The sequence below is a fragment of the Rhodanobacteraceae bacterium genome, from assembly GCA_024234055.1.
Lineage (GTDB): Bacteria > Pseudomonadota > Gammaproteobacteria > Xanthomonadales > SZUA-5 > JADKFD01.
Map to the genome: position 1 here is coordinate 698,720 of JACKOW010000002.1, position 24,394 is coordinate 723,113.

The 24,394-nt window shown below is 63.7% G+C and carries 19 protein-coding genes; 15 read left to right on the top strand and 4 right to left on the bottom strand.

Going from position 1 to position 24,394, the window contains the following annotated elements; translation table 11 throughout:
• The first annotated feature begins 7 nt into the window (after nt 1-7).
• Genes H7A19_07075 through H7A19_07085 form a run of 3 tightly spaced genes read left to right on the top strand, consistent with a single transcriptional unit; the run spans nt 8 to nt 3,541 of the window.
• Nucleotides 8-982, top strand: a complete 975-nt coding sequence (locus H7A19_07075) for a DUF58 domain-containing protein (protein ID MCP5474591.1) — start codon at nt 8-10, stop codon at nt 980-982.
• Nucleotides 963-2,957, top strand: coding sequence for a DUF3488 domain-containing transglutaminase family protein (locus H7A19_07080; protein MCP5474592.1), 1,995 nt, complete (start codon nt 963-965; stop codon nt 2,955-2,957). Before H7A19_07075 ends, H7A19_07080 begins: the two co-directional genes overlap by 20 nt.
• A gap of 53 nt (nt 2,958-3,010) precedes the next feature.
• Nucleotides 3,011-3,541 carry a Slp family lipoprotein gene (locus H7A19_07085; protein MCP5474593.1) on the top strand — a complete coding sequence of 177 codons (531 nt, stop codon included), beginning with the start codon at nt 3,011-3,013 and terminating at the stop codon, nt 3,539-3,541.
• Nucleotides 3,542-3,641: 100 nt separating this feature from the next.
• Here the strand turns inward: H7A19_07085 and H7A19_07090 are convergent, their stop codons facing one another.
• The gene (locus H7A19_07090; protein ID MCP5474594.1) at nt 3,642-4,229 is read right to left on the bottom strand and encodes an NfuA family Fe-S biogenesis protein; all 588 of its coding nucleotides are present in this window, start codon (nt 4,227-4,229) and stop codon (nt 3,642-3,644) included.
• Between the two features lie 128 nt (nt 4,230-4,357).
• On the opposite strand from H7A19_07090, the gene H7A19_07095 reads away from it, so the two are divergent.
• The 4 genes from H7A19_07095 to H7A19_07110 all read left to right on the top strand — a co-directional run bounded on the left by H7A19_07095 (nt 4,358) and on the right by H7A19_07110 (nt 8,481).
• Nucleotides 4,358-4,711, top strand: coding sequence for a 4a-hydroxytetrahydrobiopterin dehydratase (locus tag H7A19_07095; protein ID MCP5474595.1), 354 nt, complete (start codon nt 4,358-4,360; stop codon nt 4,709-4,711).
• Entirely contained in the window at nt 4,708-6,219 is a 1,512-nt protein-coding gene (locus H7A19_07100; GenBank protein ID MCP5474596.1) for a hypothetical protein, read from the top strand. The genes H7A19_07095 and H7A19_07100 overlap by 4 nt, the downstream gene beginning before the upstream one ends.
• A gap of 251 nt (nt 6,220-6,470) precedes the next feature.
• The gene (locus tag H7A19_07105; protein ID MCP5474597.1) at nt 6,471-7,400 is read left to right on the top strand and encodes a triacylglycerol lipase; all 930 of its coding nucleotides are present in this window, start codon (nt 6,471-6,473) and stop codon (nt 7,398-7,400) included.
• A 70-nt stretch (nt 7,401-7,470) separates the two neighbouring features.
• Nucleotides 7,471-8,481: a hypothetical protein gene (locus H7A19_07110; protein MCP5474598.1), complete on the top strand. Its 1,011-nt coding sequence runs from the start codon at nt 7,471-7,473 to the stop codon at nt 8,479-8,481.
• Nucleotides 8,482-8,653: 172 nt separating this feature from the next.
• On the opposite strand, the gene mtnA is transcribed toward H7A19_07110, so the two are convergent.
• Entirely contained in the window at nt 8,654-9,697 is a 1,044-nt protein-coding gene (gene mtnA, locus H7A19_07115) for an S-methyl-5-thioribose-1-phosphate isomerase (GenBank protein ID MCP5474599.1), read from the bottom strand.
• Between the two features lie 155 nt (nt 9,698-9,852).
• Between mtnA and H7A19_07120 the strand changes: the two genes are divergently transcribed.
• Nucleotides 9,853-10,632, top strand: coding sequence for a GntR family transcriptional regulator (locus H7A19_07120; GenBank protein ID MCP5474600.1), 780 nt, complete (start codon nt 9,853-9,855; stop codon nt 10,630-10,632).
• Between the two features lie 224 nt (nt 10,633-10,856).
• On the opposite strand, the gene H7A19_07125 is transcribed toward H7A19_07120, so the two are convergent.
• Entirely contained in the window at nt 10,857-11,285 is a 429-nt protein-coding gene (locus H7A19_07125; GenBank protein MCP5474601.1) for a DUF3011 domain-containing protein, read from the bottom strand.
• A gap of 559 nt (nt 11,286-11,844) precedes the next feature.
• On the opposite strand from H7A19_07125, the gene H7A19_07130 reads away from it, so the two are divergent.
• The 7 genes from H7A19_07130 (at nt 11,845) to H7A19_07160 (ending at nt 23,075) form a co-directional block, all read left to right on the top strand.
• Nucleotides 11,845-12,141, top strand: coding sequence for a hypothetical protein (locus H7A19_07130; protein ID MCP5474602.1), 297 nt, complete (start codon nt 11,845-11,847; stop codon nt 12,139-12,141).
• A 304-nt stretch (nt 12,142-12,445) separates the two neighbouring features.
• The gene (gene purB, locus H7A19_07135; GenBank protein MCP5474603.1) at nt 12,446-13,807 is read left to right on the top strand and encodes an adenylosuccinate lyase; all 1,362 of its coding nucleotides are present in this window, start codon (nt 12,446-12,448) and stop codon (nt 13,805-13,807) included.
• Complete coding sequence (locus H7A19_07140; GenBank protein ID MCP5474604.1) at nt 13,804-14,988, top strand: cupin domain-containing protein; 1,185 nt, start codon at nt 13,804-13,806, stop codon at nt 14,986-14,988. The genes purB and H7A19_07140 overlap by 4 nt, the downstream gene beginning before the upstream one ends.
• 583 nt (nt 14,989-15,571) lie before the next feature.
• Nucleotides 15,572-17,344, top strand: a complete 1,773-nt coding sequence (locus H7A19_07145; GenBank protein ID MCP5474605.1) for an acyl-CoA dehydrogenase family protein — start codon at nt 15,572-15,574, stop codon at nt 17,342-17,344.
• 674 nt (nt 17,345-18,018) lie between these two features.
• The gene (locus H7A19_07150) at nt 18,019-20,421 is read left to right on the top strand and encodes a serine/threonine protein kinase (protein MCP5474606.1); all 2,403 of its coding nucleotides are present in this window, start codon (nt 18,019-18,021) and stop codon (nt 20,419-20,421) included.
• Between the two features lie 78 nt (nt 20,422-20,499).
• Nucleotides 20,500-20,943: a hypothetical protein gene (locus H7A19_07155; protein MCP5474607.1), complete on the top strand. Its 444-nt coding sequence runs from the start codon at nt 20,500-20,502 to the stop codon at nt 20,941-20,943.
• Nucleotides 20,944-21,257: 314 nt separating this feature from the next.
• A complete protein-coding gene (locus tag H7A19_07160; GenBank protein MCP5474608.1) occupies nt 21,258-23,075 on the top strand; it encodes a wax ester/triacylglycerol synthase family O-acyltransferase in 1,818 nt (605 codons plus the stop codon).
• A 111-nt stretch (nt 23,076-23,186) separates the two neighbouring features.
• Here H7A19_07160 and H7A19_07165 read toward each other — a convergent pair whose 3' ends face one another.
• Complete coding sequence (locus tag H7A19_07165) at nt 23,187-24,179, bottom strand: TerC family protein (GenBank protein MCP5474609.1); 993 nt, start codon at nt 24,177-24,179, stop codon at nt 23,187-23,189.
• Nucleotides 24,180-24,394: the final 215 nt, after the last annotated feature.

A 24,394-nucleotide genomic window follows, 5' to 3' on the forward strand; every position in this document is an offset into this window, starting at 1 on the left:
AAAATCCATGTTCGCCCGCTGGCGCGAAAGCGCCTGGGCTGCGCTGGATCGCCGCCTGCCCAATCTGACCCGCCGCCACCGATTCGAAGCACTGCCGATCACGCTGAGCCAGCGTCGGGTCTACATCGTCCCCAGCGGCTTCGGGCTGTTCTTCGCGGTGATGATCACCGCCATCCTCGCCGGCGCCCTGAACTACAACAACAACAGTGCGCTGCTGGTTGGGCTGCTGGCCGTGAGTCTCGGCGCGGTGTCGATGCTGCAGACCTTTCGAAACCTGGACCGTCTCAGTCTGGTGCAGGTCGGCGCCGACCCGACGCACGCCGGTGAGCCTCTGCACCTGAGTTTTCATCTGCATGCCGAGGACAACCGCACGCGCTTTGCCGTCAGCCTGAAGCTGGGAGATGAACTGCGTCACGTCGAGATCGCTGCCGGCAGCACCACTCAGGTCGAATTCTCGCTGTCGGGCTGCCGGCGCGGCTGGTTTTCGCCGGAGCCGCTGCGGATCTCGACGGTCTGGCCTTTTGGCCTGTTCCACGCCTGGAGCTACTTGCACTCGGATGTGCGTACCCTGATCTACCCGCGTGCGGAAAGCCCACCGGCACCTTTGCCGCGCACGCCCGATGCCGGGCGCATTGGCGGCACCGACCCCGGCGACGAGGATCTGCGCTCGCTGCGCGAATACCAGTTGGGCGACGCCACCCGGTTGATCGCATGGAAAGCCAGTGCGCGTACCGGCGAACTGCTGGTTCGGCAACTGGAAGCACCGCAGTCGCGTGAGACGGTACTGGATTTCTCGCGCATCGAGGGCCTGGACCTGGAACGGCGGCTATCGCGACTGACCCGGTGGGTACTGGAGGCCGAGCGCGCCGGCATGCGCTACCGCCTGATTCTGCCTGGGCAGAGTCTGGGACCTGATCACGGCCCGGCCCACCGGTTGCGCGCCCTCAAGGCACTGGCACTGCATGCGCTCGCCGATACTTAGCCCACGCCAGTTCGACTGGGCGCTGCTGGCCTTTGTCATGGCTATCAGCGGCCATTGGTTGTGGTTGCCGATCTGGTACTCTGGCGGTCTGGCCACGCTGGTGCTGGCGCGCTGGTTGCAGCGCCGCGCCTTTGCCCGGGCCTGGCCAGTGTGGATCAAGCTGCCGCTGGTATTTGCCGTGCTGACTCTGGTGGTGATGCACTTCGGCTCACCCTTTGCCCAGCAGTCGGGCACTGCGGCACTGATCGGCTTGTGCACACTCAAGCTGATCGAGTCGGAACGCCGTCGTGACGGCCTGATCCTGATGGTCGTGGCGCTGTTCCTGATCAGCGTGCAATTCCTGTTCACCCAGGGCATCGGTATCACGCTGTACTCGCTGCTGCCGATCCTGCTGGTGTTTCTGGCACTCAACGAGATCAGTGCGCCCCCGGGCACCCGCGGCGGCCTGAGCTCCCAACTCGGCACACTCGGGCGCGACTTTCTGTTGCTGCTGCTGGTAGTACTGCCGCTGACCGCGTTCCTGTTCCTGTCGGTGCCGCGACTCAGCGAGCCACTCTGGGGCACGCGCGACGACCGCAGCAGCGCGCGTACCGGAATTTCCGACAGCATGTCGCCGGGCGACATCACCGAATTGCTGGGTGACGACACGCCGGTGATGCGGGTGACGTTCACCAACCGCACACCGCCCAAGGCATCGATGTATTGGCGCGGACCCGTGCTGTGGCGATTCGACGGCACAACCTGGACACGAAGTGATTTGAGCCAACGGGGCGACCCATCAGCTCGCGTGAGGGGCCCGCAAACGGGCAGCCCTGGCGATGTGCGCTATCAGGTCATGCTCGATGCGACTGACCGGCGCTGGCTGTTTCCGCTGGACTTCGCCACCGGATTTCCCTCTGGCAGCAGCCGCAACTACGAGGGTGTGGTCACGCGCGATCGCCCCGTTCGCGACATCTATGCCTATGAAGCAGCGTCAGCGCTGGAACAACCGGTACCGGTCAGCACAGCCCCGGCGACCCAGATAACCGATGGATTGCGTCTGCCGGAAAACTCCAATCCTCGCACAGCAGCCTTGGCACAAAGCTGGCGCGAAGAGCTTGGCGACGACCGCCTGGCTCTGGCCCAGCGCGCGTTGCAGTACATCCAGTCCGAGAATTTCGGCTACTCGCTGACGCCGCCACCCTTGGTAGGCGCCCATCGCATGGATGAATTCCTGTTCGAGACCCGCGAGGGCTTCTGCGAGCACTACGCCGCCGCCTTCGTGGTGCTGATGCGCAGTGCCGGCGTGCCGGCGCGGGTGGTGACGGGCTACCTGGGCGGCAGCTACAACGATATCGGCGACTATTGGCTGATCCGCAATTCCGATGCCCATGCCTGGGCCGAAATCCTGATCGAGGGTCGGGGCTGGGTCCGGGTTGACCCGACCGCGGCCATTGCCCCCGAGCGGGTCGACCAGAGCGGCGCTGCCTTCGGCGGACAGACCCTGGCCGGAGACAGCCCCTGGCTGAACGCGCTCCGCAATCGGGCCGACGCCCTGCAGGCCTGGTGGAACCGGACGGTGGTGCGCTTCGACAGCCTCAGTCAACAGAGTTTCTTTGCCGACCTCGGCATCGATCCTGGAGACTGGCGTCAGCTGAGCGCCTGGATGGGCGGCGGCCTGATCCTGTTCGGGCTGCTGACCACCGTAGTTTTCCTGCTGCAACGGCGGCGGGAGCCCCGCGATCCGGCCTTGCGCCTCTATGGGCGTTTTCTGCGGGAGTTGCGCAGCGCTGGCATCGACTCGGCTGCCAACGAAGGGGCGTCCGACCTGGGCCGGCGGGCGGCAGCAGCCCTGCCGGCATTGGCCGACGCCATCGGCCGCGTGGTTGCCGCCTACGAAGCGGCCCGATATGCGCCGCCCAGTCCGGGAAGTACGGCCTCCTTGCGTACGGCCGTGGACGAATTCCGGCGTGCGCGCCGTGATCGGCGTTCGTGATCGGTTAGGCCTGGGCATGCTAATTTGGACACCGTCCGATCGAGTGTGGTGCCATGATCAGAACTTCACTGCTGCTTTCCTCGACACTGGTGCTGCTGTCCGGCTGTGCCAGCATCCCGGAGCCCTTGCGCGGGGATTTCCCGACCTCGACACCGGCACAGGCCGATGGCAACTCACAGGCCGTGCGCTGGGGCGGACGCGTCATCGACGTACTGCCCGAATCGGGGCAAACCTGCCTGGAAGTGCTTGGGATGCCGCTGGACGCCAGCGCCAGGCCGCTGGATCTCGATGCCGACATCGGCCGCTTCCGCGCCTGCAAGAGCGGTTTCCTTGATCCTGCCGTGTTCATCAGCGGTCGTGAAGTCACCATCACCGGCCGCGTCGACGGCGAAGTGACACGCCAGATCGGCGACTACAGCTACCGCATGCCCAAGGTCAGCGTCGATGCTCTGCTGCTGTGGCCGGAACGGCCGGAGATCGAGCAGATCCGGATTCACTCCGACCCCTTCTTCGGACCCTGGTGGGGCCCGGCGCCGGTGGTGATGTATCCGTGGCCGCTCGCGCGGCCGCACGAGCGGCGGTGATACGAGGGCACGAGGGCGAGAGGGCACGAAGGAGCCGGAGCAACGCGGGCTGTTGGCTTTGCGTGCCCTCGTGCCCTCCCGCCCTCGTGCCCTCGCAAGCTCAATCCCGCTTGTAATACGGCGCCGTGCCGCTGGAATGGTCGGTGCTGTCGCGCACTGCAGTGACCTCGGGTACGCGCTCGCGCAGGGTCTTTTCGATACCGTGCTTGAGGGTGACATCGACCTGACCGCAGCCGTGACAACCGCCGCCGAAGCGCAGTACCACCTCGCCCTCGCGGCTGATCTCGACCAAGCTGACGCGGCCGCCATGACTGGCGACGCCCGGATTGATCTCGGTATCCAGCACATACTGCACGCGCTCGACCAGACTGGCTTCGGCACCGGGCACGCTGCCCTTGAGCTTGGGTGCGCGGATGGTCAACTGACCACCGGTGCGCTGCTGCTCATAGCTGATGCTGAGACTGTCGAGAAAGGGTGCGCTGGCGCTGTCGATGTAGATCGAAAAGCCATCGCAATCGACCACGAAATCATCGCCTCTGACCTCTGCAGCCTCACAGAACTCCAGTCTGCAGTCGCCGGCCGGCGTGCCCGGCTTGATCGCCAGCAGTCGTATGCCGAGGCCAGGCACACTTTGCTGGGCCAGCAGTTTGGAAAAGTAGTCGCGGGCGCTGTCGCTGATATCAATCATGAAATTCCAGAACTCGAATTGCGGTTGGCAGTCTTCCCCGCCGGTCGCAGCAGGGATCTCCGACAGGACTCGGTATGATGCCACCGCGGCCAGTTCCGCACCCTGAATCGAAAGAGTCGCGAGCCCTCATGACCGAACTAGCCAAGATGCACTGCCAAGCCCGTCAGGGCGAGGCTGACCGATTGCCCAAGTCAGAGACCCATCGATGGCTGGCCGAACTGCCGCGCTGGGAACTGAGCGCCGACGGTCATTCGATCGTGCGCAACTTCAAGTTCCCTGATTTCCTGACCGCGGTCGCCTTCGTCAACGTCCTAGCGGCGATGGCTGAAGCGGAGAACCACCACCCGGATCTGGAGCTCGGCTACGGCCGCTGCAGCGTGCACTTCAACACTCACGATGTCGGCGGCCTGTCGCTGAATGACTTCATCTGCGCTTCCAAGACCGACGCCCTCTACGCGGCTTCCGGGGCCGATCGCGAGTGATCCGCGGCCTGCGATCGAGTCTGATCGCAGGCCTGCTGGTGGCCAGCGCCTTCTTGCTCGCCGGTCTGGCACTCGACCACTATCTGGTGGCCCAGGGCTTGCGTGATTTGCAGCGCATTGACCGCGGCGAGAGTCGTCTGTCCTTCGATTTCGATCAGGCGCGCGATCTCATCGGAGGCGATGTCAACGGTGCGCAGGATTCGACCTGGGCCGACGGCATCTACTCGGCGACGCTGCCTTCGGGGCAAGCCAATGTGCGCCTGAACCTGCGCGGCCTGGCACTGAACGCCGGCCGCTACACGCAGTTTCATGCCCGTGTACGCAGCAGCACCGCGGCCAGGCTGCACCTGATCTTTGACCAGCCAGGCCGCCTTGATCAGCTCACCGCCACCCTGGACCTGGCGCCCGGTTGGAACTCGTTGAAGCTGTCACTGGACCAGCTCGATTTCAGACCCCACGCGGGCGGCGCGCCTCAGCCCTGGGGCGGCAGCAGCGGCCTGGTGGGCGAGTTCCGTCTCTATTTCTCCGGCCCTGCGGGCCTGCAGATCGCTCTCGATCAAGTGCTTTTTCGCCGCCCTGGTCACAGCGGTGAACCGGCTGGCATCCAATGGCTGGGTACTGCCGATGCGGCTGCACGCCTGCGCTCGGATGCGCCGGTTTCTGGTCAGGGGCGACCCGTAATCGGCGTATTGCTGGACCTCGTCAGCACACGGCCGGAACAGAATCTTGCGCTGCGCGACCAGCTCCGGCAGATCGATGCCGAAACCCTGTTCTGGCCGGCCTGGCGCGGCCGGCCCGAAGCCCCGCCAGAATCACGCCTGCCCCCATTGGGCTGGTCTCCGGGTTGGGGGCTGGTGCTGGCCTACACGCTGCTGGCGCTCTGGTGGCGCTGGCGTCGCCAAGCCAGTGTCCGAGCACCGGCGCTGATCGACCTCATCATCGGCCTGACGCCCATTCTGGCCCTCAATCTGGGACTGGGACTGGGCGAGGAAGCGCCGCCGGACAGCCGCGCCTGGCTGACTGCAGCCCTGCTGTTTCAGCTCTCCGGTCTGCACCTGCGCGGCAGTTCCTTCCTCGGCGCCCGAGCCGCCTGGAAAGCCGCGATACCAATGTTGCTCTTCGCAGCAGCAACCCTGCTGCTGGTGGCGGCGCTGACTGCCCATTGGCAGAAGCCCGGGCTGCAACGCATCGTCGGCTACCTGCCGTTTGTGTTGCTGCAGCAAGCCCTGCTGCTCGGCTTCATCTGGCCACGTCTGGTAGCGCTGGCGCCAAGCCAGGCACCGGTAGTGGCGGCCTGCCTGTTCGGGCTGGCGCATGCGCCGAATTTCTCCCTGATGTGCCTGACGCTGCTCGGAGCCTGGTGGTGGACCCGTCACTTCCGGCAGCACCACAGCTGGCTGCCGATACTGCTCACGCACTACCTGCTGGGGCTGCTGCTGATCAGCTGCCTGCCGCCGGACTGGCTGTACTCGGCAGAGACCGGATTGCGCTATTTCCAGGTGCAGTGAGGGTCGCCGCCAACAGGCTTCCGTAGGTCCAGACTTGTCTGGACCTACAACAGCGCTCCTGATGCGGATTCGGACAGGCGCCATCATCAGCACCGCCGCGGGTTGGCGAAGCCTTATGCGGGCCAGCGCGCCAATATGAACCCAACCTGACCCATTGCTTACTCCATACGCTACCGTATAGTCTATCGCTACCTGCTGGGGAGGCAGGTCCGACGTGCGCCGGTCAGCCGCGATTCCTGGGGAGGAATGTCATGTTGCGCTCTTTGTTCCGTATTGCCGTTGTCCTTTTCACCGTGGGGCTGGCGCTGCCTGCGCTTGCCGCCGACACCTACACCAAGACCCGTCATCCGATCGTGCTGGTCCACGGCCTGCTCGGGTTCGACAGCCTGCTTGGCATCTATGACTACTTTTACGGCCTGCCTGGTGAACTTCGCTCCGGCGGCGCCAAGGTCTATGTCGCCAATGTCTCGTCCAGCAATTATTCCGCGGTCCGTGGCGAACAGCTGATCCGCTATCTCGATCAGCTCCGCGCCACGTACGGCCACAGCAAATTCAATCTGATCGGTCATAGCCATGGCGGGCCTACCGTCCGCTATGTGGCTTCGGTCCGACCGGATCTGGTGGCCTCCATGACCAGCATCGGCGCGCCGCACACCGGCAGCAAGGTTGCCGATGGCCTGTCGACGGTGGCGCCTCCCGGCTCCTGGCTTGAGGCCACCCTGGCCGGCTTCGTCAATGCGCTCAGCGTGTTCATCGAAGTGCTCTCGGGTGACAACGATCCGCAGAACGCGCTTGGCGCGCTGGCGTCTCTGAACAGCGCCGGTTCGGCTGCCTTCAACAACCAGCACCCACAGGGCAAGCCCACCAGTGCCTGTGGGCAGGGCGCCGCCGTGGTCAACGGCGTGCGCTACTACTCCATGGGCGGCACCAGCGTGCTCACCAACGTCTTCGACGCCTCCGATGCACTGCTGGGCGCCGGCAGCCTGTTCTTTGGCTGGGAGCAGAACGACGGCTTGGTGGGGAAGTGCTCCAGCCATTGGGGCGTGGTGCTGCGTGACAACTATCCCTGGAACCACCTCGACGAGGTCAATCAGGTCTTCGGCCTGCGCGGTCTGTTCTCGTCCAGCCCGGCCTCGGTGTATCGCAGCCATGCCAATCGACTGAAGAACGCCGGACTCTGAGTTCACCGGATCGGCGGCCTCGCGCGGGATGGGCGCGAGGCCGCGCGATTCGAAGATTCTGCCTGCCGCCATGTCCTTGCGTAAGCCACTGGCCGTTCTCGTCGTGCTGATCGCTGCCGCCTTGGTGTGGCAGCGCTTTTCCAGTGTGCCCGAGTGGGTCGATGCCAACGACGGTTCCCCAGCACCGCCTGGAGAAATGGCTTCGATGACGGAGGCCAGACCGGCTGAAGCGCCAGCGCAAGAGATCGAGGCAGACCCTGAAGCGGCCACCAGGACTCTCACACCCCCTTCGCTGGCGGATACCGAGATCGACGGCAGCGTGGACCTGGATGCCAACGGTCAGCTGATCCCAAGCCTGTCCTTGCGACGGCTGTTCGATCAGGTGCTGAGCAGCGTGGGCGAACTCTCGATCACCCAGATCAGGCAATTGCTGGCCACTCGACTCGATCAACTGACCACGCCCGAAGGCAAGACTCAGGCCTTGGCCGCGTTCGAGCGTTATCTGCGCTATCTAAAGGCCGTCGACACTGCCGCCAACCGGCTCAACGAGCTGCCTTTCCGAGAGCGCCTGGCGGCGCTGAGCGAATTGCGGCGTCAGCATTTGGGCACCGATATGGCCGAGGCCTTCTTTGCCGACGAAGAGGCCTATCAGCGCTACACACTGGACCGCCGCGATCTGGCAGAGCAAACCGGATTGACCCCCGAAGAGCGCGCCGCCCGCGAGCGCGAACTGCTGCAGGCTCTGCCGGAATCGGCACGCGAACCCTATGTCCAGCAGCTCAAGACCGACGCCGACATCGCCGACGCCGACGCCATCGATACCTCTTCCAGCAACCCCGACGAGCGCTACCGATTGCGCAGCGAACGCTTTGGCGAAGAAGCCGCCGCGCGCATGGAACTGCTCGACCGCGAACGCAACGCGTGGGACCAGCGCGTCGCCGCCTACCAGCGCGAACGCGCCCGCTGGCAATCCGCCGAGGCCGCCGCCCGTGAGGCCGCGCTGTCAGCCTATCTGACCGCGCATTTCAGCGAAGCCGAGCAACGCCGCATCCGATCGCTCGAGGATGTTGGGGGCCTGTGACTTTCTCGTAGGCGAGAAAAGATCACTAGTCCGCAAAGAACGCAAAGGACGCGAAGAGAAGCGTTGTGGGGTGAGTATCGACTCCAATCCGCAAGCTCTTTGAGCAAATCTGAGTCGTGCTCTTCTTTGCGTCCTTTGCGTCCTTTGCGGACGAAAATGCTGTTTCCATGAGCTAGCGCAAGGCCCGCATGCGCTCCGCATCGGGGCGCTCGACGGCGCCGCGTTCGGTGACGATGACATCGATCAGCGACGCTGGGGTCACATCGAAGACTGGATTCCAGGCGGCCACACCGGGCGCGGCGACACGCACGCCGGCATATTCGGTCAGCTCGCGCGGATCACGTTCCTCGATATGGATGGCGGAACCGTCGGCCGTGCCGAAATCAACCGTGGAGGTCGGCGCGACGACCATGAATCGGGCACCGAAGTGACGCGCGGCCACGGCCAGCGACAGGGTGCCGATCTTGTTGGCGGTATCGCCGTTGGCGCAGATGCGGTCAGCGCCGACGATGACCCATTGCACCTTGCCCTGCGCCAGCAGCCAGGCACCGGCGCTGTCACCGATCAGACAGGCGGGAATCTGGTCCTGCAGCAACTCCCACACGGTCAGCCTTGCGCCCTGCAGCCAGGGCCGGGTTTCGCCGGCGTAGACCTGGGACAGCTTGCCCTGTGCGAACGCGGCCCGGATCACGCCCAGCGCGGTGCCCAGTCCAGCGGTGGCCAGCGAGCCGGTATTGCAATGGGTCAGCACGCCGCTCCCCTGCCCGATGAACCCGGCACCGGTCATGGCCATGCGGTAATTGGCGGCCAGATCTTCGGCGTCGATGGCCTCGGCCTCGGCCAGCACCCGTGCCGGATCCGGATCGGCACCGCAACGTTCGAGCATGCGATCGATGGCCCACATCAGATTCACGGCCGTGGGCCGGGCGGCGCGCAGGCGTGCAGCGACGGCTGCAAACTCAGCCCTGCGCTCTTGTTCAGATCGATCGGCGATGACGCGCGCCGTCAGCACCAGCGCGTAGGCCGCCGCAATGCCGATGGCCGGCGCACCGCGCACGATCAGTGCCCGTATGGCATCGGCCACCGCATCGGCGTCGGACATCTGCAGCCAGTTGGTGGTTTGCGGCAGGATGCGCTGATCGAGCAGGGCCAGACCACGCTGATCAAAGCGCAGGGCGCGCACGCGGTCGTAGGGTTTGAGCAATTCGCGGGACATGGTTCTCGTCAGGGTTCAGAAGCAGGGACGGCCAAGGCGCCGCCAACGCGCATGCTGCCGCATCTGGCTGGCAAGTGCCATGACGACGCCGACACAGTCCGTGGACTCGCAATGGTATATCTATAGGCGTTTCACAGCGCTTCCGACCGACGCCCATGCGCCTGTTCAACGCCGAGGACCGCGCCAATCTGCGCCCAGATCAACCTGCCCCGCTCTACCATCAGCTCTATCTGGTGGTGAAGCGCAAGATCGAGGGCGGAGATCTGCGCCAGGGCACTCTTCTTCCCGCCGAGAAGGACATTGCCTTGTTCTTCAATGTCTCGCGGATCACGGTCAAACGTGCGCTCGACGATTTGGAGGCCGAAGGCTATGTCTCCCGCCACCGCGGGCGCGGCACCCATGTCACCTACAAGTACGAGCCCAAGGTCTTGCGAGCACCGCTGAACAACATGCTCGACAGCCTCAAGGTGATGAGTCGCGAGACCCAGGTGCGCCTGATCGAATTTGCCCGGGTGACGCCTCCCGCTGCCGTTGCCGAGGCCCTGCGCGTGGACGCCGATCAAGCGGTTGAGCGCGTGGTGCGGGTACGTCTCAGCGAAGGCCTGCCATTTGCCCATTACACCAGCTGGACCATCCCGATCGGCACCGGCATGGAACACGAGGCCCTGAAGACCCACAGCCGGCTGGACCTGTTCCGCAAGCTCGGCGTGCATCTGCAGAGTGTCGATCAGGTGCTGACCGCCGTGGCCGCCGACACCACCCTGGCGCAACGACTGGTGGTGCGGGTCGGCGATCCCCTGCTGCAGGTCACCCGCACGGCTTTCGACCAGCGCGGCCGACCGATCGACTTTCTGATTGCCTGCTATCGCCCGGATCGTTTCCAGTACCACATGAAGCTGTCGTCTTCCGATGTGCTGGTGCGAGGCAAGCGTTGAGCATCGCCCGCGCGGCGGAGCCCGAGATGTCGGCATTCGCTGTGGGAGTCCCGGTCGCCCCGGGCGGTGCGCTTGTTCGCGCAACAAACTTTGAAGGGCGCGAGGGCACGAGGGCGCGCAAAGGCGGCCTCACCGCGAGCTCTTGATCTTGCGTGCCCTCGTGCCCTCTCGCCCTCGTGCCCTAAAATCAATGACTTGCGATATGTTTGCTGAACGTGCCCCAATCAGTCGTAAACCACGAATTCGCCGCGACATCCACCTCGAACCCAGACGCCATCGCGATCGCTGCCCCAGGTCTGGCCGTAGACGCAGCGGGTATCGCTCAACTGCCGGGAAAGCTCCACGCGGCCGCGCACCCGGACATTGCAATGGTTGTAGTCGCGATCGCGCGATTCGCACTTGACCAGCTGACTGCCACCGCGTCCGCCGCGATCATTCGGATCGGGCAGGCCGCGGTCGCGCTGGTAGCCGCGGTCGTTGTCACGGGCTCGATCGTAGGCGCGATCGTCGTTGTACCCGCGGTCGCGCCCGTACCTGGAGACCACTGCAAACTCGGCGCGGCAGCCACCACTGACCCAGACGCCGCGACGATCATGGCCCCAGGTGTTGCCCTCGATGCAGGGCTTCTTGCTGAGTTGCCGAACCAGGACCACATCGCCACGTGTCTCCGTGCGGCAATAGCTGGGCTCCCGATCCTTGGATTCGCACTTGAACACGTCATCGTAGTCACGATCCGCATAGGCCACGCCTGAAAACAGGGTCGCCAGGGCCAAAAACCATCCGCGTGCAGCTGTCATCATGATCTTGATTCCCGCAGGGTCATCAGCAGGTCTGGCCGCCCTGTTCGGTTGCAGACCACTGCAGTGTCGCCAGCCGCGCCTGAACCCAGCGCGGCTGACGGTGGATATCCGGGCATTGCTTCAGCTGTAGCTTACGCGAGTCCCTGGGCGCAGGTTGGCAACGCAAGCATCCACGGGGCGCAGTGCGTTGGTAGGTCCAGACTTCTGCGGACGCTGCTCTTCCACGTGCAGAAAGATCGTCCAGACAAGCCTGGACCCAGCGGAGCTCGCTGCTCCGCGATGTCGACTGGAGCCCCCAGACACCTCCGGACTTGAAAGAGCGCCCGCCTTCAGCCGGCGTCCGGCCCGCATGGCGCATGCTTGCACCATCCGGCGCACACGGAGGCCTGCCATGTTGACCCGCCGCTCCTGGCTGCAACAACAGCTGCTGCTCGCTCTGGCGCTCGGGGCGCCTCGATCTGCGCGAGCGGAAAAGCCGGACTTGAGCAGGCTCTATGGCAAGGTCAAGGTCGTCAGCAGCTTTCCCGACTACAAGGTCAAGATCGTCGAGTCCTTCGCTGATCTGCACGTCAAGCTGGTCGAGAGCTTTCCCGACGCACCCGGCAAATGGAAGATGGTGGAGAGCTTTCCCGACTTCACCATCCAGTTCGTCGATTCCTTCCCCGACTTCACGATCAAGTACGTGGACAGTTTCCCCGGAGTGCAGTGAGGCAGCGGTGCACGGGGGACGGGGGACGGGGGACGGGGGACGGGGGACGGGGGACGGGGGACGGGGGACGGGGGACGGGAAAGGCTACGGGCTTCGTAGGTCCAGACTGGTCTGGACGCTTCTCTTCCTCGTACAAGAAGAGCGTCCAGACCAGTCTGGACCTACATCAGCTTCTCTTCCCCGTGCAAGGAGAGCGTCCAGACCAGTCTGGACCTGCAACAGCGCGGCTCTGCCACGGCAACCCACAAGCGCTTGGCAAACCCCCTATCATGCTGGCCCTCTGTGCCTGCCTTCCGGATTCCCGATGACTGCTCTGACTGCGCTTTCCCCGCTGGACGGCCGCTACCAGCGCCAAACCGAGTCCCTGCGTCCGATCTTCAGCGAAGCCGGTCTGATTCGTCGACGGGTGCTGGTCGAGCTGCGCTGGCTGGAGGCGCTGGCGGCCGAGCCGGCGATCGCCGAAGTTCCGCCACTGTCGACAGCTGCGATCAGTTTCCTGCGCGAACTCGGCGAAAACTTCGATGCTGCCAAGGCCGGCGAGGTCAAGGCCATCGAGGCCAGCACCGCCCATGACGTCAAGGCCGTGGAGTACTGGATCAAGCGCCAGTTGCAGCAGCATGGCGAACTCAAGGCGGTGGCCGAGTTCGTGCACTTTGCCTGCACCAGCGAGGACATCAACAATCTGGCCTACGCGCTGATGCTCAAGGATGTGCGCGAGACCGTGCTGGTGTCGGCGTTGACGCGCGTGCTCGGCGGACTTCGAACCGTTGCCCAGGACACCGCCGAGTTGCCGATGCTGTCGCGCACCCACGGCCAGACCGCCTCGCCGACCACCATGGGCAAGGAAATCCGCAACGTCATCGCACGCATCGAACGCCAGTTCCGGCAACTGGAAGCGCAGCCGCTGATGGGCAAGATCAATGGCGCGGTGGGCAATTTCAACGCTCATCTCATCGCCTATCCGGAAGTCGACTGGCCGGCCCTGTCGCGGGCCTTCGTCGAGTCGCTGGGCCTGGTCTGGAATGAGCACACCACCCAGATCGAGCCGCACGATTTCGTTGCCGAACTGTGCGACATCTGCAGTCGGCTGGGCACCGTGCTGATCGATCTCTGCCGGGATATCTGGGGCTATATCTCGGTCGGCTATTTCCGCCAGGCCCAGGTCGAGGGCGAAGTGGGTTCCTCAACCATGCCGCACAAGGTCAATCCGATAGACTTCGAAAATGCCGAAGGCAATTTCGGACTGGCCAATGCGCTGTTCGGTCACTTTTCCGAGAAGCTGCCGATCAGCCGTTTCCAGCGCGACCTCACCGATTCGACAGTCATGCGCAGCCTCGGCAGTGCCTTTGGCTATCTGCTGATCGGCTTGCGCTCGCTCGAACGCGGTCTGGGCAAGCTCCGTCCTGACGCAGACCGCGTCGCCGCTGATCTGGACGGCGCCTGGGAAGTCCTGGCCGAGGCGGTGCAGACCGTGATGCGCCGCTATGGCTTGCCGCAGCCCTATGAACAGCTGAAGGCGCTGACCCGAGGCAATCGCATCGAGGCACAGGCCATGCGCGAATTCATTGAAGGCCTGGAGTTGCCCGCCGACGCCAAACAGCGGCTGCTGGATCTGACCCCTGGCAGCTATATCGGCCTGGCGGCCACGCTGGCTCGCCGCACATGAGCACCAGCGCGCCGGACATCGAGGTGCGCGCCAGCGCACGGCATGCACTGGGAATGCCGGTGGCGGCTTTTCTGCGTCACTACTGGCAGAAGCAACCGCTGCTGATCCGCGGCGCCATTCCGGACTTCGTCAGCCCGTTGACACCTGATGATCTGGCGGGCCTCGCCTGCATCGACGGCACCCTTGGTCGCATCGTTCGCTTCGATCGCAAACGCGATCGCTGGCATCTGGAAAACGGCCCGTTCGCCGAGGCCCGCTTCGCCAAGCTGCCCAAGCGCGACTGGACCCTGCTGGTGCAGGACATGGATCGCTGGGATCCGGAAGTCCGCGCACTGCTGCGCCTGGTCGACTTCCTGCCGCGCTGGCGTGTCGATGACATCATGGTCAGCTATGCGGCACCCGGCGGATCGGTCGGTGCCCATGTCGATCAGTACGATGTGTTTCTGCTGCAGGGCATGGGCCAGCGGCGCTGGCAGATCGACGCCCGCCCGAATCCATCCCTGGCCTTTCGCGACGATGCGCCCATCCGACTGTTGCAGCAGTTCGAGGCCAGCCACGAGTGGCTGCTGGATCCCGGAGACATGCTCTATCTGCCGCCGGGCGTTCCCCATTTCGGCGAAGCCGAGAACGACTGCCTGACCTTTTCGATCGGCATGCGCGCACCCAGCGCCGGCGAACTGCTCGCCGGCTTTGCTGCCGAGCAGGCCCTCAAGCTGGACGAGGAACTGCGTTACGCAGATCCGGATCTGGCGCCTACTCAGGACCCAGGCGCCATCGACCATGCCGCGCTCACCCGGCTCAGGCAGACGCTGAGCCAGGCCATGAAGCTCGACGACGCTGCGCTCGGCGACTGGTTCGGACGCTTTCTCAGCCTGTATCGGGCCGCGGAACGGCCGAGGCCGCGCCGCATCAGTCCTGCGCAGATCAGCGGCCGCCTGGAACGAGAAGGTGTACTGGTGCCGGCCTCCAGCGTGCGTCTGAACTTCACCACCGACGCCGCCGGTCGTGGTGGCGCCACGCTGCACGGCAATGGCGAATCGATCCCGGTCACGCTCGAACTGGCGCGCCTGTGCACCGCGCTGAACTGCCAGATCGATCAGGCCTGCTTCGCCGGTCTGGACGAGGCTGATCGGGCCAGCGTGGTTGAGCTCACCCGGCGCGGCTGGCTGAGCTGGCAGTAGGTGCGCAGGCCGATGCGCAGGGTTGGGCCATGAAACAGGGCGTCATTGCGAGCCACCAGTTTCGGCCCGAAACTGCCCATGGGCCATGAACCCGCCGTCGTAGGTCATGTTGTCCGCGTCAGCGGACTACGTGACATCGAGTTGCGTCACGTAGCTCGCTACGCGAGCAACATGACCTACAACAGCAAATCAACAACTTACGGTATGGGTTCATGGAGAGCCACCTGTTTCAGCCCGACACTGCGGACAGGCCATGAACCAGCGTGTGAGGTAGCGCGGCTCCGGCGCGCGGCGGATCGGGATGTGCGCCAGGGTTGTTCGCGCCGGCGGCCGCGGCTTGGCCTGCGCGGTGACGTTGAAGCGGCGTCATTGCGACCCCGGACTTGATCCGGGGGGAAGCAATCCAGAAGCACATCGGCGGAATCCGCCTTCGGACGATATCGCTCGTGTAGATCCACGGCAGGCGGGTTCTGCCCTACCTCAGTGTCACCACCGTGCTGAATCTTCACTCAGTCCTGCTTGCTCACTCGCCCGAGACCGGAGACACTCGGAGGCATAACCAGCGTTCCGAGGGAGCCGTGTCATGAACGAGACCACCGAGCAGCCTGTCGCTGCAGCAAGCACTCTGCTGACCCACGAGAGCGCGGCCAAGAACCTGTTTTTCGGGGAGATTCTGGAAGAGAACCTGTTCCCGTATCCGCAGATGCGCGAGCGCGATCGGGAACTGCTGGGGATGATGGCCGATTCCATCGACGACTTCCTGTCGCCGCAGCATGCTGATCTCAAGCAGTGGGACAAGGACGCGCATCAGCCGGCCGAATTCATCCAGAGCCTGCGCGACATGGGGCTGTTCGGCCTGATCATTCCCGAGGAACATGGCGGAATGGCGCTGTCGAACGCCGCCTATGCCCGGGTGCTCTCGCAAACCAGCCGCCACGACAGCTCGGTGTCGCTGACCATCGGCGCGCACTCCTCGATCGGCATGAAGGGAATCCTGCTGTCGGGCAATGACGAGCAGAAAGCGCGCTACCTGCCCCGACTGGCCAGCGGCGAGATGATTGCCGCCTTCTGCCTGACCGAATCGGGCGCCGGATCGGACGCGGCCTCGATCCGCACCACGGCGAAGAAGAACGAGGACGGCAGCTGGACCCTGAACGGCGAGAAGATCTGGATCACCAACGGCGGCATCGCCCAGCTGTACACGGTGTTCGCCAAGACCGATTCGCCCGACGGCAAGATGACGGCCTTCATCGTTGAGGCCGACTGGCCGGGCGTCAGCCACGGCCCGCACGAGGACAAGATGGGCATCCGCGCCTCGTCAACCACCACTGTGGCCTTCCAGGATGTACGGGTTCCGGCAGAGAACATGCTCGGCGAAGAGGGCAAGGGCTTCAAGGTGGCCATGGGCATCCTCAACAACGGCCGCACCGGACTCGGTGGTGGCGCCGTGGGTGGCATGAAGACCCTGATCCAGCTGGCGACTGCCCAGGCCAAGGACCGCAAGCAGTTCGGCAAGGCCATCGCCGAATTCGGCCTGGTGCGCGAGAAGATTGCGCAGATGACCATCGATTGCTTCGCCGCCGAGAGCGCGGTTTGGATGGTGGCTCATTACATCGATTCGGGCTGCGATGACTATTCGGTCGAGGCGGCGATCAGCAAGGTCTTCGCCTCCGAAGCCATCCAGCGCAGCGCCTACGAGGCCCTGCAGATCGCCGCCGGCAACGGCTTCATGAAGGAGTTCCCCTACGAGCAGGTCACCCGCGACAGCCGCATCCTGTCGATCTTCGAAGGCACCAACGAGATCCTGCGGCTATACGTTGCCCTGTCCGGTCTCAAGGACGTCGGCTCGTCCCTGTCGGAGCTGAAGAGCGCCGTCGGCGACATCTTCAACAACCCGATCAAGGGCTTTGGCGTGCTCTCCGGGTACGCCAGCAAGCGCCTGCGCGAGAGCACCGGCTTCGGCAACGACAAGATCCTGTCCAAGCTCGACCCGCGCCTGAAGCCTGCCGCCGAGATCTACGAGAAATATGTGGTCGAACTGTCCAAGGCCGGCGACATGCTGTTGCGCATGCACGGCAAGAAGATCGCCGACGAGCAATATCAGCTCAAGCGCGTGGGTGACGTCGCCATCGACCTTTTCGTCGGCCTGTGCACCCTGGCGCGCGCCGATGCCCTGAGCAAGAGTGACGCCAGGAACGGCCAGCAGGCCGTGACCATCGCCGCCACTTTCGCCCAGCAAGCCAAGCGCCGCATGGCCGGCAATGTGCGCGGCATGGCGAAGAACGAAGACGAGGATCGCGATGCATTGGCCGGTTTCATTCTCGACAACGGCGCCTATCCCTGGGATGTGATCTAGAAGCGGAGAAAGGGGAAAGGGGAAAAGAAAGGAGAGAAAAGCGACGCCCGGTTCCCCTGCCTTCGTAGGTCACGTTGTCGCGCAGCGACTACGTGACGGGCGTTGGCCGGAACTGCGCACTCGCAGAGGTCGTCCGGATCACCCTCAATGCCGATCGCCGTCAGCACGGCGCCAATCAATTTATCCGGATCAAATCCGATCCGGGAACTGACAAAGAGCGGCGGTAACGCGCACCAGCATGCAGAAAAATGGTCCTAACCCGCATTTCTCACACCTGTTGCGGAAGATCGCGCAGGGCTTTGCGACTAGCGCAAGGCGCGACGACGAGACATGGTGATTCCATGGCGAGGAGGAGCAACGCCGCGATCGTCGCAAAGAACGCGCGAGGGCCGCAAAGCGGGCAGATGCAGCCGTACGCTCTGGCATTGCTGTGTGGCCACCGATTCGCCTTGCGCCACAACGGAATCGCGGCATCTGCACGCGCAGGTGTGAGAAATGCGGGCTAACCCATCGTTGCCGACGATCCCCCCAAGTGCGCCGTCGCATCCATCTGGCCAAATCCGATATCAATGGCGGCAAAAGCTTGCCGATAATGGGTCCATGATCAGTCTCACCGGGGAGTTGTCTCGGCAGGCTTGGTCTTTGCCCATTGCGCACTTCTGGAATCCGACACCGTGGACGGCAAATTCCGGTTCAGTTTCGAAACAGGCGGTGCACTTGGCGGCCGCTTGTTCAGCGATCTCCTGAACAAGTCTGCCGATGCCGTCGAACTTCCGGCGGGAACCCGGCTCGGCTCCTGGTCACTGCTCGAACGCATCGGCTCCGGCGGCTCCGGCACCGTGTTCCGTGCCGTCCGCAAGGATTCCGAAATTGAGCAGCATGCCGCCATCAAGGTGGTGCGCAAGGCGTCCATCGCGCATGAGCGCTTCCAGCGCGAAATGGAAGTCGTGGCTTCACTCAATCACCCTTACATCGTCAGCCTCATTGAAGCGGGACAGGAGAGTGACGAGATCCTCTGGTTCGCCATGGGCTATGTCGAGGGTACGCCGCTGGACCGCTATTGCGCGGAGAATCACACCGATTGGCGCGAACAACTCAGATTCTTCGATGAGCTCTGCTCGGCGGTGGAATATGCCCATGCGCGCCTGATCATCCATCGCGACCTGAAACCGGCCAACATCATTGTCGACGCTCATCGCCACCCGCGACTGCTGGACTTCGGCATTGCCTTCAATCCAGCCTGTGAAGGCGTGCCAGACCGCCACATGACGCCCGGCTACGCCAGTCCCGAACAGTTGCAGGGTGGCGAAATCACGACACTGTCGGACATCTATCAGTTGGGGCTGATCCTGCTGGAACTGCTCCCTGATGTCAGTGCCGGGGAATCACGAGGCCGGCTGATGTCCCGGGATCTGGCGGCGATCGCGAAGCGTGCCACGGAACAGGCACCGGAAGATCGTTATCGCGCCGTTTCCGATTTGCGTGCCGACCTGTCCAGGGTCATCGATGGGCGTCCATTGCTCGCCGAAAGCGGCAACCTGCGGAGCACGTTAAGCCATTTTCTATCCAGAAATCTGGTCACCAGCTTGCTGGCGCTGGCGGCTTCGACACTGATCATTTCCCTGATCGTCTTCTTCACGATACGGCTCGCGGCAGAGCGGGACATTGCCGTCCAGAACGAGAAACGTGCTTCCAATGTGTTGTCATTTCTGGTCAAGACCCTGACCCAGGCCGACCCCTTCAGCATCAGCAGCAGTCCCGCACCCGCCGACGCCGAGCCATTGACCGTGGCTGCGGCGATGGATCGCGCGGTGAGCGCGCTGGTCGACGATGCGGCCATGGCCAAGGGTGATCGGGTCATGCTGGAGGCGACGCTGGCATCCATTTTCTACAGCCTTGGCGACACCAAGCGCTGTCTCGCGATGATCGAGCGATCACCAGCAGAGTATTCCGACCTGTCCGCATTGGATTTCCCGGCGTTGTATCGCCTTTCAGTCGAGGCCGAATGTGCCTTCTCGGGCGGCGACATTCCCCGGGCGGAACAGGCTGCAATTGCCGTGATCGATGCCAATCGAATGGAGAGCGCATTTTCCCGGGAACGCATGGGGGCCAGCATGCTCATCAAGGGCATGGCGGAGTACCGCCGGGGAGATGTCGCTGCGACTGAAGCGACTTTCGCCGTTGCCCTGAAATTCGCCGAAGACAACGCGATTCCGGTGCTGGAACTGGAAGTCCTGCGGCAGATGACGGGGAAAGCACTTACCTTCCGCAGGCCACAGGCTCGCCAATTGGCGGAAAGAACCCTGGCGGCCACCGAAAGACTGGCTGGGCGCGAGAGTCTGCGCTGGGTGCAGGGCAGCATGAATCTGGCCATTGCCCAGCTCTTTGACCAGGATATGTCAGCCGCGGAAAGCACGCTGACGGCAGCGCAAGCGGTGATTTCGGCCATAGACGCGAGCCAGCGAGCAGACATTCCAGCTTATGTCAGAACCGAGATCGCAGACACCTGGGGATCGCTCTACTTCCGGCAGGGTCGCTACGCCGAATGCGCGGCCAAGGGCCATGAAGCCCTCAGCCATGTGCAAAACCTGGAAACCTACGGAAGTTACGCCTACAACGCGGCCTGGAACACGGCGCGATGTGAAGTACGCCTGGAACATTGGCAGGAAGCGGAAGCATTGGCCCAGACCTGCTGGCAGATCGCCGCCACGCACCTTCAAGGCAACCTCAATGTGCAAGCCAACATCAAGCGCTTTCTCGCATACGCCTACCTGCGCCAGAACCGACTGGATCAAGCCAGATCAACCATCAATGAGGCGACACAGCTGTCCGCTTCTGCGACCCAACCGGTGATACAGATCTCGCTGAGTGTCTGGCTGACCGACGCCGTGATCGCCGATGCAGAGGGCAAGTCGCTACGCAGCAGGTTGCTGACCCTGATCAGCGACCAGGGCCTGAAGTCTTTCGCGCAAGACCGGATACCGCCCGGGCTGGCTGAACTCCGTAGCCAGCTTGCAGGCAGGGTGGCGTCCTGGACTACGCAGCAGCCGGCTCGGCAGACGATTGCCACGCCTTGAAAGCGCCCGTGGATGGCTGCACGCCTTTTTCGATCGCCCCTGCGCTACCATCGGTTCACCTCCCCCGGAAACAGGGCCGTGGACGAAACCAAGCTGACAACGCTGATCCTGATACTGGCGCCCATCGCCTTTGTCGGATTCTGGTGCGCCACCATCTGGATCGTGGCGCTGGCCAGCGGCTGGCGGCGGCTGGCACAGGCCTATGCGGTGCCGCGCCCGATTCCCGACTCGGCGCGGAGTGGTGTCAGCGGCATGGTGGGTTGGGCTGGGTACAACCATGTGCTGCGCGTGGCGCACAACGATCGCTATCTGTACCTGGATGTCATGTGGATTTTCAGGGTCGGACACTCGGCACTGCGTATACCGTGGTCCGATATCACGATCGGCAAGGAAACCCGATGGCTTCTTTACGACATGACTCGCATGGAAGTGGGCCGACCGAGCATAGCCCGGTTACGTTTGCCGACTGATCTGGTTGCAAGTGCTCACGCGTCAGCCCGTGAGGCCAGCAAACGGCGATAAGGCTGGAGGCGATCGCAGTCCGACACAAGAGCGTCCAGACAAGTCTGTACCTACCAAAGCCGGCTCCTGCTTTTCTCCGAGTCTCCGCGTGAACCGGCTGGTGGCGTTATCGCTATCCACAGCCATCGCGGACAGAGTCCGCTCCCACAAACCACAAACCACAAACCACAAACCACAAACCACAACCGACAACCGACAACCGACAACCGACAACCGACAACCGACAACCGACAACCATCCTACCCGGGCTGGCATCCACAGCCGATCGATAGCATGCTAGTCGACGACTCTCACGCTGGAATCTGCCGATGACCATCAAGACGCTGAATCCGCTCGACGCTTCCTGGTTGATGGTGGAATCGCGCGACACGCCGATGCACGTCGGCGGCTTGTTGCGCTTCTCACTGCCGGCAGACGCAGCGCCGGATTATCTGCGCAAGCTGATGGCCGATTTCCGCAGTTCGCGCAAGTTCACGGCGCCGTGGAATCAGCGCCTGCGCGCTACCAGCCTCAAGGGGCTGATGCCTGCCTGGGAAATCGAGAGCGATATCGATCTCGAACACCACGTGCGCCATTCGGCGCTGCCCAAGCCCGGCGGCGAGCGCGAACTCGGGCAGCTGATCGCGCGCCTGCACAGCCAGCCATTGGACCTGACCCGGCCGCCCTGGGAATGCAACCTGATCGAGGGCCTGGCCAACAACGAATTCGCCCTGTACGTGAAGATGCATCATTCGCTGGTCGATGGCATCGGCGGCATCAAGTTGCTGGAACGGGCCATGACCGGCGACGAGAAATCCAGCCGCAAGTTGCCGGCCTTCTGGGCAGCAGGCGCGCCAGCCCAGCGCGGCGGTCGGCGCGGGCGCAAGCCGGCACCGACGCCGGCCCAGGTCATCGCCGGCGTGGCCGACATGGTTCGGGATCAGGTCGGATCACTGCCCGATATTGCCCGCGCCTTCGGTTCGATGATCGGTGCCTTGCGCAACAAGGAAGAGACCCTGCAGGTTCCCTTCGACACCCCGACCTCGATCATCAATGGCCGCATCCACGGCGCCCGGCGCTTTGCCACTCAACGCTTTGAACTGGCACGCCTGAAGAAGCTCGCCGATGCTGGCGGCGCCACCGTCAACGATGTGGTGCTGGCCCTGTGCGGCAGCGCGCTGCGGCGCTTCCTGGTGGAACTGGGCGAACTGCCGGACAAGCCGCTGACCGCGGGTATTCCGGTCTCGGTTCGGCCCAAGGACGACGAGGGCATGGGCAACGCCATCACCTTCATCATCTCCACCCTCGGCACCGACATCGACGATCCGCGCGAGCGCCTGGAGGCCATCACCGCGTCCACCCGGCGGGCCAAGAACCATGTGCAAAGCCTGCCGAAGAAGGCCATGACGCAATACACCATGCTGCTGATGGCGCCGTACATGCTGTCGCTGCTGAGCGGCGTCGGCGGACGCACCAGGCCGATGTTCAACATCACGATCTCCAACGTCCCCGGCCCCGACAAGCCGCTGTACTACCGCGGCGCCCGTCTGGAGGCCGCGTATCCGGTATCACTGGTGACCCACGGGCAGGCGCTGAACATCACCTGCCAGAGCTATGCCGGCAATCTGGCCTTTGGCTTTACCGGCTGCCGCGACACCCTGCCGCACATGCAGCGGCTGGCCACCTACACCGGCAAGGCCCTGGAAGAGCTGGAAACACTGCTGCTCGGTGCCTCGCAAAAACCGGCGCCGGTGCGCAAATCCCGGGCGAAGAAGGCTGCGGCGACGGCGACGCTTGCGAAGGTGACCCAGCCTGCGCCCAAGCGCGGCAGCAAGGCTGCCAGCAAGGCCGAGCCGGCGACTTCAGTCGACGAGAAATCGGATGCAGCAAGACCCGGGAAAGTGACCGGCAAACCGAAGGCATCGGCGGCGCCGGCAGCGGCGACTACCGAAGCGCCCAAGCCCAAGACCGCGAAGCGCAAGGCCGCCGAGCCCAAGGCGACGACAGGCAGAGCCGGCAAGCCGAAAGCAGCAGCCAGGAAGGCGGCTGTCAAACCGGCGCCCAAGGCCACAACCACCAAGGCTCCGCGCAAGAAGTCAGCCAAGGCGACCGCCGTGCCGGTGGCCGTCGAGGCGACGGATACAGCCGACTGAGTATCGGGTCACGCAGGCCCGCAGGGGCCCGCGCAACCTGGTCTCTCTGTTGTCACGTAGACCGCTTTGCGGTCAACGTGACCTACTTTCAGGGCAAGCCACTCGCAAACATCAATGCGCCGCGGCAGGCGTGTTCTGGCCACGCGTGCGATACAGCGAGTAACCCACGCCGGCGGCCAGCAGACCGATGGTCACCGACAGCGAGATCCAGGCCGGCGTCTTGCCGATGATGTTGACCAGGAAGATCTTGCTGCCGATGAAGACCAGCACCAGCGCCAGCGCGTATTTGAGGTAATGGAAGCGGTGGATCATCGCCGCCAGCGCAAAGTACAGCGCGCGCAGCCCCAGAATGGCGAAGATGTTGGAGGTGTAGACAATGAAAGGATCCTGGGTGATCGCAAAGATCGCGGGGATCGAATCGACGGCAAACACCAGATCGGCCAGTTCGATCAACATCAGCGCCAGCAGCAGCGGCGTGGCGTAGCGCACCGGCGCACCGGTGACGGGATCGGGCTTGTGGACCACGAAATCCTGACCATGCAACTGCTCGGTCACCCGCAAACGACGACGCAGGAACTTGAGGATCGGGTTGTTCTCGATGTCGGGCATGTTGTCGGCCACGATCAGCATCTTGATGCCGGTGGCAATCAGGAAGGCACCGAACAGATACAGCACCCAACTGAACTCGCTGACCAGTGCAGCGCCGAGGCCGATCATCAGCGCGCGCAACACGATCACCCCGAGGATGCCCCAGAACAGCACCCGATGCTGGTATTTCCGGGGAATGGCGAAGTAGCTGAAGATCAGGGCAATGACGAAGACATTGTCCATCGACAGCGATTTTTCGATCAGAAAGCCGGTGTAGTAGGCCATTCCCGCAGTTGCGCCCAGATGCGACCAGATCCAGGCACCGAAGATCAGGGCTACGCTGATGTAGCCCGCCGACAACCACAGGCTCTCACCCACCTCGATTTCACGCTGATCCTTGTGCAACACGCCAAGATCGAAAGCCAGCAGGCCGACGACGATGGTCAGGAACACCAGCCACAGCCAGGTGGCCTGGCCCAGAAAATCATTCAACAGGAACAAGGAAAGCGCATCCATAGCGTCCTCAAGGGTCGGATTCGGTGATGGGAGTCACTCGATGCCGACATCGCAGTGCATTGCACACTGCCAGAGGGGCCCGGTCATCGCGGATGTGAAGTTTTCAGGAGCGCACGTGAAGGCCGCGCCAACGCAAGCCGAAGACCCCATTGAGGTGTATCACGTTGTCCGCACGGGCGGACTACGTGACCAGGAGCTCCACGACAAAGGCAAAC